Origin of the sequence: Catenibacterium sp. (assembly GCF_052354645.1) — a bacterium.
Lineage (GTDB): Bacteria > Bacillota_I > Bacilli_A > Erysipelotrichales > Coprobacillaceae > Catenibacterium > Catenibacterium mitsuoka_A.
Genome location: NZ_DAWDDM010000101.1, coordinates 1 through 6,724, shown reverse-complemented (window position 1 = coordinate 6,724; position 6,724 = coordinate 1). Strand labels below are relative to the sequence as shown.

Sequence of the window (6,724 nt, the reverse complement as noted above, 5' to 3'; positions counted from 1 at the left end):
TTATTATACTCAAGTTATAAAAACATTATATGAACAAAAGAAAAAAACCAGCAAGGCTGGTTTTAGATTAAGAATGCGAAATATGCGATAAATAGTAAGAATAGTACCCAGACCATCTTGTTGATGTCTTTAGCCTGACCTGTCGCAATCATGCTGATGACATACACGATGAATCCTAATGCGATACCATTACTGATTGAGTAACCAAGAATCATAAAGATGATAGTCACAAAACCACTTGCCGCAAAGATCAAGTTATCCCACTTGATATCCTTTAACTGTGATGCCATTAAGATACCAACGATAACTAAAGCTGGGGCAGTGACTGCATCAGTAATCATAGATAATACTGGATAGAAGAATACTGTTAATAAGAAACAGATACCTGTTGTACATGCAGTTAAGCCTGTACGTCCCCCTACTCCAACACCTGAAGTAGATTCTACGAAAGATGTCACTGTAGAAGTACCAATCATTGAACCAAATACAGTACCTACTGCATCTGCAAGTAGTGCACGTTCAACATTCACTAATTCACCATTTTCATCAATAAGATCAGCTTTAGATGCAACAGCTACTAATGTACCAGCTGTATCAAAGAAATCTACGAATAATAATGAGAAAATTGCAACGATACACTGTGGATGAGTAAACATTTCGTTGAACCCTCTCGCAAAAGCACCCACTAAACTGAAATCAAAGTTCACTGATACAAGTTTAGTTGGTAACTGTGGCATTCCTTTTAGTCCAAAGAATGAACCAAATACAACACCCACTACTGCAGTAATGATTAAGCCATAAAATACGGCTGCAGGCTTATTCTTTACTAATAATACTAATGTGATTATGATACCAAATATAGCAAGTAATACTGTTGGATTCTTAAAGTTTCCTAGTGCTACAAATGTAGATTCACTTGCCACTACGATACCTGCATTCTTTAAACCTACGAATGCGACAAAGAAACCAATACCTGCACCAATCGCAAGTTTTAACTGTGCAGGAATCGCATTAATAATCATACGACGGATGTTTGTCACTGTAATGATGACAAAGATGATACCTGACACGAATACACAGGCAAGTGCGCCTTCAGGTGATAATCCCATCTGTCCTACAATTGTATAAGTGAATAATGCATTAACCCCCATCCCTGGTGCAAGAGAAACAGGGTAGTTTGCCATTAATCCCATAAAGATGCTTGCGGCACCTGCAGAGATTGCAGTTGCTAAAAAAACACCCTGATGACTCATGTGTGCCTGTCCTAGAATGGCAGGGTTGACTGCAAGAATATAGGCCATTGCTAGGAAAGTTGTAATACCAGCTAGTATTTCAGTCTTAACATTTGTCCCATGTTCTTTTAAGTGAAATAATTTTTCCATTGTTTTCTCCTCTCAAAACAAAGCCCCATTATAGTACATAATTACATTTTATGCAAATATAAAAAAAATCCCCTTATAATGGGGATTTATCGTATTTCTTCATGATATCTAGAATGGTATCTATGACTTTTTCAAGTGAACCATCATTTATAATATGATAGTCACATGAGGACATATATTTATCTCTACGTTCTTTATCTAAGGCATAGAGTTTATCTGGGCCATCCTTTAATAGAGGTCTGCCACTTGGATTGACATCCTTCACAATATCTTCAATTGGACGGTCAATATAGAAAACAACACCATTCTTCTTTAAATATCCAATATTTTCAGGTCTTTTAATCACTCCACCACCAGTAGAGATGATTTTACCTTCAAGTTCTGATACTTCCTGACAACATATTGTTTCATTGTTTCTGAAGTAGTCTTCAGAAATTTGAAACATATCAGGAATGGACATATTAAAGCGATTCACAAGATAATCATCAAGGTCAATCATTTCATGACCTGTTTTTTGTGAAAGAATTTTTCCAAACGTTGTTTTACCACTTCCCATAATTCCAATTAAAACGATATTTTTCATGATTCCTTCCTTTCATAGTTACCAATCATTCTGAATGTATTGGTATATGTTTTGATTTCCTGTAAAGCACGCTGAACATGATCTTGATTCAAGTTACCATCTACATCTAAATAGAAATAGTATTCCCATGGAGATAATGGGAGTGGTCTTGATTCAATGCGAGCCATGTTGATGTTGTGTTCTTTAACGACTCTCATGACTTCATAAAGAGCACCGACTTCATGATTGACTGTGAAGACCATGCTGATACGATTGGCAGATGGTCTGATTTCATATTGTCTTGCGATAATGATAAAGCGTGTATGATTGCTTTGATCATTTTGTATTGCCTTGGCAATAATATCAAGATTATAGAGTTTAGCTGCTTCACTAGAGGCAATGGCACCGATATGTCTATCCTGTGCTTCACTGATATACTTAGCAGCTGCAGCTGTATTGAGATACTCATGACCTTCAATATGATGTGCATTTAAGAATTCAGATGTTTGTTTTAAGCCTTGTATATGACTATAGACATCTTTGATATCTTCTAGAGTGGCTCCTTTGATACCAAGTAGATTCTGATCTATTGTGATAGATTGCTCACCTACAATATAAAAGCCATATTGAGTCAGTAAGTCATAGTTATCATTAATGGCACCTGTAGAAGAGTTTTCTAAAGGGAGTACACCATAGTCTATTTCACCTTTTTCTAATGCCTGATAGACATCTTCAAAATGAGGGTAGTTGATGCCTTCAATGTCTCCAAACCAGCTTTTCATAGCCTGATTAGAAAAAGATCCTGGAACACCTTGGTAACCTACTTTAAAGTTTTCTTTAATTTCAGTTGCTTCATATTTCTTTAAAGGAATAAAAGTAGACTGATAGCTTTTAGAAAGATTCATTGTATCCTGGACAAATGTTTTTGCATAAGATTCTAGAGATTTATCTTCTAAACGATCTACATTCTTCTGAATAACTTCTTTTTCTCTATCTTTCTGGAAAATCTGCATATCATGCGCTAATTTATATGTAATAACATCCTTAGCTACATGCATGCGTTTTTCAAATAAGGCAATGATTTCCTTATCGATTGCATCTATTTCTTCTCGACATGTTTTTAAATCTTTCATAGTTCCTCCAGCATATCTAATACACCTAGTGCCGCCATAGCTTCTACAACGACAATCGCACGAGGAATGATACATGGGTCATGTCTTCCTACGATTTCTAATTCTGTATTTTCATGTGTTTTCACATTGATTGTATTCTGTTTTAAAGAAATAGATGGGGTTGGTTTAATACCTACTGTAAAAAGTAATGGCATACCATTAGAAATACCACCTGTAATACCACCATTATGGTTTGTAGAAGTTTTCACTTCTTCTCCTTCATAATAGTAGGCATCATTCGCTTCTGATCCTTTAAGTAAAGTGATATCATCTAGATCACCAAATGAAACTGACTTAACTGCAGGAATACTAAAGAGTAATGGTGATAAATGGGCTTCAATACTATCAAAAAATGGATTTCCAACTCCTGCTGGTAGTCCAGTGACAGCACATTCAATCTTTCCTCCTACACTGTTGCCTTCTTTTCTAGCTTCTTCGATTGTTTCCTGCATTAAAGCATAGACATCATCATGAATAACAGGATAGTCTTTCTGATTCAGCTCTTCTAAGTAAGATGGAGTAATATCTAGTGGATAATGCGTATCCTTCACATCTTTAATAGAAAGAATATGAGCACCGACATGAATACCTTTTTCTTTTAAGATTTGTTTTGCGATAGCACCTGCAAAAACGATTGGTGCTGTAAGTCTTCCAGAGAAGTGTCCTCCTCCTCTCACATCATTAAAGCCTTTATATTTAATATAAGCAGGATAATCTGAATGTCCTGGACGCATATTATCCTTTAAATAAGAATAGTCTTTAGAATGCTGGGATGTATTTTTAATAATTCCACATAGTGGAGCTCCTGTTGTATAACCATCTAATACACCACTGAGTATTTCTACTTCGTCTGCTTCTTTTCTTTGTGTACTCATCAGGTTTTTACCTGGAGCACGTCTTTGCATATCCTTATTGATGGCATCCATATCTAGCTTAATACCAGCAGGAAGATTACCTATTGTGATTCCAATAGCCTTCCCATGGCTTTCACCAAATAAAGATAATTCGATATGATGTCCCCAATTAGCACTCATGATATTCACCACCTAGAGATGTGAAGTCTTCAAAGAAACCTGGATAGCTCTTCTTAACACAATCCTTATCATCAATAGTAATTGGACCATTGGCACGTGTAGATAAAACAGCTTCAGCCATACACATACGATGATCATTAGAACTTGTTACTTCTGCTTTGTTATAAGAATGAGATCCTGTAATAGTCATACTGTCTTCTTCTTCAACTGCATCAATACCAGCAGCTTTTAATAGTTCTACAGAAGCAGTCAAACGATCACATTCTTTAATACGTAAACGTGATGCATTGATGATGTGTGATGTACCTTCCGCAAGACCACAAGCCACTGATACAACAGGCATCAAATCTGGACATTGTGAAGCATCAATAGTGGCAGGTTTGATTTTGTCGCAGACCACTTTAATACCCGCACTTGTTTCTACAATTTCTCCACCCATCTGTTCCATAATATCTAAAATAGCTCTATCACCTTGTGATGAGTGCATATTCAGATTAGTAAGTGTAATATCACTTCCTAATAAATCAGCAACTAGATAGAAAGCAGCCTGTGAGAAGTCTGCTTCTACATTATAATCACATGGCTTATAGTTCTGATTACCACGGATCTGGAATGCCTGATAATCATGATTAATAATTTCAATACCAAACTTTTCTAACATATCAAGTGTTAAGTCAATATAACCTTTAGATTCTAATGGTGTAGTAATTTTAATTAAAGAGTCACCCTTTAATAAAGGTAAAGTGAATAATAAACCACTGATAAATTGTGAAGAAACATTACCTGGTACTTCAAATATATCTGAATGAAGCTGACCATCTAGAATAACATTTAAACGTTCTGAGTCTTTTCTAAGGTATGCAATCTTTTGTTTATCAAAGATATCATAGTATACATCAAGTGGTCTTTGTCCAAGTTTTCCTTTACCTACAAAATGTACACGAGAAAAGTTAACGAGTGATAAAGGCATTAAGAAACGTAATGTAGAACCTGATTCATGGGCATCTATTTCTACTCTTCCTAGTCCTAAAGTAATAGAACCATCAATAATTAAAGTATCGCCTTCCTGTTTAATAATAGCACCTAAGGCTTTCATACCTTCTATTGTAGCTTCAATGTCTTCTGAGTAATCAATACCGCTAATACGGCTCATACCTGGTGCGAGGGCTGCACAGATAATAGCACGATGGGCTAATGATTTAGAAGGGGGAACCGCAATTGTTCCTTGAAGTGTTTTTGGTGTAATAGTGATTTTTGTCATTATATGTCCTCTACTTCCAGAATCATCTCTTTTTGATCCTTATGTACATAATACTCTCCTATTGTTTTAAGTAAAACAAAAGATAGTGTTGAATTGATGTTTTTCTTATCTAGATCAATGGCTTTAAGTAATTCTTTTGTAGGGACATCGGCATGAGTAGGAAGGTTATAGTGACTTAAGGCTTCTTCTATACGTTTAGTAGTGCCTTGTTCACATAAACCTTTAAGTTCTGCGATACGTGTGATAGCTACCATACCGATTCCTACTGCTTCACCATGAGAATATTTTTCATAATGGAAATATTGCTCGATTGAGTGTCCAATAGTATGACCAAAGTTTAAGCATAAACGATCACCAAAGTCATATAAGTCCTTTTCTACAACATCTCTTTTGATATCTACACATTTATAGATAATTTCATCAATGTCTTTATAAAGATCATCAAAGTCTCTATAACAAGCTAATTGATCAAATAAAGCTTTATCCTTGATACAGCCATATTTAATGACTTCTCCCATACCATCTGTAATGAAATGAGGATCCAATGTTTTAAGAGTGAGTGGATCAATAAGAACAAGCAATGGGTGTTTAAAAGCACCGACTAAGTTCTTTCCTTCAGGTAAATCTACAGCCACTTTACCACCTACTGAAGAGTCTACCTGTGATAATAATGAAGTAGGAATCTGTACAAACTTAATACCACGCATATAAGTACTTGCCACAAATCCAGCTAAATCACCAATAACACCTCCACCTAGCGCAATAAGTAAATCAGTTCTTGTAATCTTAGCTTCTAGTAATCGTGAATAGATAGAAGGAAGAATATCAAATCTCTTAGATGGTTCTCCATGTGGAATGACTACTGTAGAGACTTCATAAGTATCTTTTAACTGATTGACTACCTGTTCTCCATAAAGTGGAAAAACGTTATCGTCAGAGACAATAACGATTTTCGCACCTGTGAAGACCTGGGAAATTAGTTCTTTTGTTTTATTTAAGATACCTTGTTCAATATATATAGGATAACTGTCTTTTCCTAAGTTCACATTTAATTTCATTTTAGATTTCCTTTCCAACAACCTTGCCGATTTCTCTTAATTCTTCAATAAGTTTTGTATATTTTTTAGGCTTTAATGACTGAGCTCCATCACATAATGCATGTTCAGGATCATTATGTACTTCAATAAGTAATCCATCACATCCTGCTGCAACACTTGCCTTAGCCATTGGTTCTACTAACCACCATTTACCACCAGCGTGTGATGGGTCAATGATTACAGGTAGATGAGTCATTTTTCTAAGTACTGGAATAG

Annotated in this window: 7 protein-coding genes; all 7 read right to left on the bottom strand. The window is 35.6% G+C overall.

Annotation, left to right across the window (positions count from 1 at the left end; genetic code table 11):
* Positions 1–62: 62 nt before the first annotated feature.
* Positions 63–1,382, bottom strand: coding sequence for an NCS2 family permease (locus ACT8VG_RS05870; protein WP_187011934.1), 1,320 nt, complete (start codon positions 1,380–1,382; stop codon positions 63–65).
* A 73-nt stretch (positions 1,383–1,455) separates the two neighbouring features.
* Positions 1,456–1,965: a shikimate kinase gene (locus ACT8VG_RS05865; protein ID WP_117458189.1), complete on the bottom strand. Its 510-nt coding sequence runs from the start codon at positions 1,963–1,965 to the stop codon at positions 1,456–1,458.
* Positions 1,962–3,077, bottom strand: coding sequence for a bifunctional chorismate mutase/prephenate dehydratase (locus ACT8VG_RS05860; RefSeq protein ID WP_117458188.1), 1,116 nt, complete (start codon positions 3,075–3,077; stop codon positions 1,962–1,964). The genes ACT8VG_RS05865 and ACT8VG_RS05860 overlap by 4 nt, the downstream gene beginning before the upstream one ends.
* The gene (aroC, locus tag ACT8VG_RS05855; protein WP_117458187.1) at positions 3,074–4,150 is read right to left on the bottom strand and encodes a chorismate synthase; all 1,077 of its coding nucleotides are present in this window, start codon (positions 4,148–4,150) and stop codon (positions 3,074–3,076) included. Before aroC ends, ACT8VG_RS05860 begins: the two co-directional genes overlap by 4 nt.
* A complete protein-coding gene (gene aroA, locus ACT8VG_RS05850; RefSeq protein ID WP_444195400.1) occupies positions 4,140–5,411 on the bottom strand; it encodes a 3-phosphoshikimate 1-carboxyvinyltransferase in 1,272 nt (423 codons plus the stop codon). The genes aroC and aroA overlap by 11 nt, the downstream gene beginning before the upstream one ends.
* Entirely contained in the window at positions 5,411–6,469 is a 1,059-nt protein-coding gene (aroB, locus tag ACT8VG_RS05845) for a 3-dehydroquinate synthase (RefSeq protein WP_418221099.1), read from the bottom strand. The genes aroA and aroB overlap by 1 nt, the downstream gene beginning before the upstream one ends.
* A gap of 1 nt (position 6,470) precedes the next feature.
* Positions 6,471–6,724, bottom strand: a 254-nt coding sequence (locus tag ACT8VG_RS05840; protein WP_444195399.1) for a hypothetical protein, incomplete at its 5' end; no start/stop codon positions are given.